Origin of the sequence: Streptomyces sp. SM1, from assembly GCF_002910825.1 — a bacterium.
Taxonomy (GTDB): domain Bacteria; phylum Actinomycetota; class Actinomycetes; order Streptomycetales; family Streptomycetaceae; genus Streptomyces; species Streptomyces okerensis.
On the sequence record NZ_NEUB01000764.1, the window covers coordinates 1 to 2,778 of the forward strand.

3 protein-coding genes are annotated in these 2,778 nt (G+C 68.6%); all 3 read left to right on the forward strand.

What is annotated here, in order from left to right:
* Positions 1 to 623 (forward strand): 1-hydroxy-2-methyl-2-butenyl 4-diphosphate reductase (locus B9S61_RS23045; protein ID WP_103543974.1); only part of this gene is annotated, 623 nt, incomplete at its 5' end.
* A gap of 5 nt (positions 624 to 628) precedes the next feature.
* The gene (hpnH, locus tag B9S61_RS23050) at positions 629 to 1,651 is read left to right on the forward strand and encodes an adenosyl-hopene transferase HpnH (protein ID WP_103543975.1); all 1,023 of its coding nucleotides are present in this window, start codon (positions 629 to 631) and stop codon (positions 1,649 to 1,651) included.
* Between the two features lie 4 nt (positions 1,652 to 1,655).
* On the forward strand, positions 1,656 to 2,778 hold a 1,123-nt coding region (gene ispG, locus B9S61_RS23055; RefSeq protein WP_103543976.1), incomplete at its 3' end, for a flavodoxin-dependent (E)-4-hydroxy-3-methylbut-2-enyl-diphosphate synthase.

Genomic DNA, 2,778 nt, shown 5'->3' on the forward strand with positions numbered 1-2,778 from the left:
CGGCCCCGCTGCTGATCGCCTGCGCGCTCGGCATCGAGCAGTTCGCCCTGCGCAGGCGTGAGCGGGGCACTCCGGGCGGGCCGGTCACCGTCCTGCGTACGGGCATGGGCCCGGCGGCCGCCGAGCGCTCCGTCACCCGGATGCTCACCGGCCCGGCCCTGCGCGACGCGGCCGTCCTGGCCACCGGATTCTGCGCCGGGCTCGCTCCCGGCATGCACCCCGGCGACCTGGTCGTCGCCGAGGAGACCCGGGATCCGCGCGGCAGCGTCCCCTGCGTCGGGACCGAACTGCTGGTCAGGGAACTGGTGCGCGCGGTGCCCGGGCGCACCGTCCACACCGGCCCGCTCACCGGCTCCGACCACGTCGTCCGCGGCCAGGAACGGTCCGGTCTGCTCGCCACCGGCGCGATCGCGGTCGACATGGAATCGGCGGCCACGCTTCTGAGCGCCGTCCGGACGGGCGAGCGCCCGGTTGCGGCCGTCCGGGTGGTCGTGGACGCTCCAGAGCACGAACTGGTCCGCATCGGCACGGTCCGCGGTGGAATATCGGCTTTCCGTGTCCTTCGATCCGTACTTCCGGCTTTCTATGAATGGCACCGTTCCTTGCTGCTCCCCAGGAGGTGAGCCAGATGGCCATGCCGCTGCGTCAGTCCATCAAGGTCGCTACATACTTGGCCGAACAGAAGCTCCGCCGGCGGGACAAGTTCCCGCTCATCGTCGAACTGGAACCGCTCTTCGCCTGCAATCTCGCGTGCGAGGGATGCGGCAAGATCCAGCACCCGGCCGGGGTGCTCAAGCAGCGGATGCCCGTCGCGCAGGCCGTGGGCGCGGTCCTGGAGTCCGGGGCACCGATGGTGTCGATCGCCGGCGGCGAGCCCCTGATGCACCCGCAGATCGACGAGATCACGCGCCAGCTCGTGGCCAAGCGCAAGTACGTCTTCCTGTGCACCAACGCCCTGCTCATGCGCAAGAAGATGGACAGATTCACCCCTTCGCCCTACTTCGCGTTCGCCGTGCACATCGACGGCCTGCGGGAGCGGCACGACGAGTCCGTCGCGAAGGAGGGCGTGTTCGACGAGGCCGTGGAGGCCATCAAGGAGGCCAAGCGGCGCGGCTTCCGGGTCACCACCAACTCGACCTTCTTCAACACCGACACGCCGCAGACCGTCGTCGAGGTGCTCAACTACCTCAACGACGACCTCAAGGTCGACGAGATGATGATCTCGCCCGCCTACGCCTACGAGAAGGCCCCCGACCAGGAGCACTTCCTGGGCGTGGAGCAGACCCGGGAACTGTTCAAGAAGGCCTTCGCCGGTGGCAACCGCCGCCGCTGGCGGCTGAACCACTCCCCGCTGTTCCTGGACTTCCTCGAGGGCAAGGTCGACTTCCCGTGCACCGCGTGGGCGATCCCGAACTACTCCCTCTTCGGCTGGCAGCGCCCCTGTTACCTGATGAGCGACGGCTATGTTCCGACCTACCGGGAGCTGATCGAGGACACCGACTGGGACAAGTACGGCCGCGGCAAGGACCCGCGCTGCGCCAACTGCATGGCGCACTGCGGCTACGAACCCACCGCCGTCCTCGCCACCATGGGATCGCTCAAGGAGTCGCTGCGCGCCCTGCGCGAGACGGTCTCCGGGAACCGGGAGTGAGGCCATGACCGCCGTCTCCCTCGGAATGCCCGAGGCGGCCGCGCGGCCGCTCGCCGAGCGGCGCGCGTCGCGGTGGATCCAGGTCGGGTCCGTGGCGGTGGGCGGGGACGCCCCCGTGTCCGTGCAGTCGATGACGACGACGCGTACGTCCGATGTCGGGGCGACGCTTCAGCAGATCGCGGAGCTGACCGCTTCCGGCTGCCAGATCGTGCGGGTGGCCTGTCCCACGCAGGACGACGCGGACGCGCTGGCGACCATCGCCCGCAAGTCGCAGATCCCGGTGATCGCGGACATCCATTTCCAGCCGAAGTACGTGTTCGCGGCGATCGAGGCCGGGTGTGCGGCGGTGCGGGTGAATCCGGGGAACATCAAGCAGTTCGACGACAAGGTCAAGGAGATCGCCCGGGCGGCCAGGGACCACGGCACCCCGATCCGTATCGGTGTGAACGCCGGTTCGCTGGACCGGCGTCTGCTGCAGAAGTACGGCAGGGCGACTCCCGAGGCGCTGGCCGAGTCGGCCCTGTGGGAGGCGTCCCTCTTCGAGGAGCACGACTTCCGGGACATCAAGATCTCCGTCAAGCACAACGACCCGGTCGTGATGGTCGAGGCCTACCGTCAGCTGGCCGCCCAGTGCGACTACCCGCTGCACCTCGGCGTCACGGAGGCAGGCCCGGCCTTCCAGGGCACGATCAAGTCGGCGGTCGCCTTCGGGGCGCTGCTGTCGCAGGGCATCGGGGACACCATCCGGGTCTCGCTGTCGGCTCCGCCGGTGGAGGAGATCAAGGTGGGGATCCAGATCCTGCAGTCGCTGGGGCTCAGGGAGCGGCGGCTGGAGATCGTCTCGTGTCCGTCCTGCGGCCGCGCCCAGGTCGATGTGTACAAGCTGGCGGAAGAGGTCACGGCGGGGCTGGAGGGTATGGAGGTTCCGTTGCGGGTGGCTGTCATGGGCTGTGTCGTCAACGGGCCGGGTGAGGCCCGGGAGGCCGATCTGGGTGTGGCCTCCGGCAACGGCAAGGGGCAGATCTTCGTGAAGGGTGAGGTCATCAAGACCGTTCCCGAGTCGAAGATCGTCGAGACGCTGATCGAGGAGGCGATGAAGATCGCCGAACAGATGGAGAAGGACGGCG

What these genes read in the sequence shown, in the direction of transcription:
- hpnH (WP_103543975.1), top strand. Translation starts at nt 629, where the DNA reads ATGGCCATGCCGCTGCGTCAGTCCATCAAGGTCGCTACATACTTGGCC.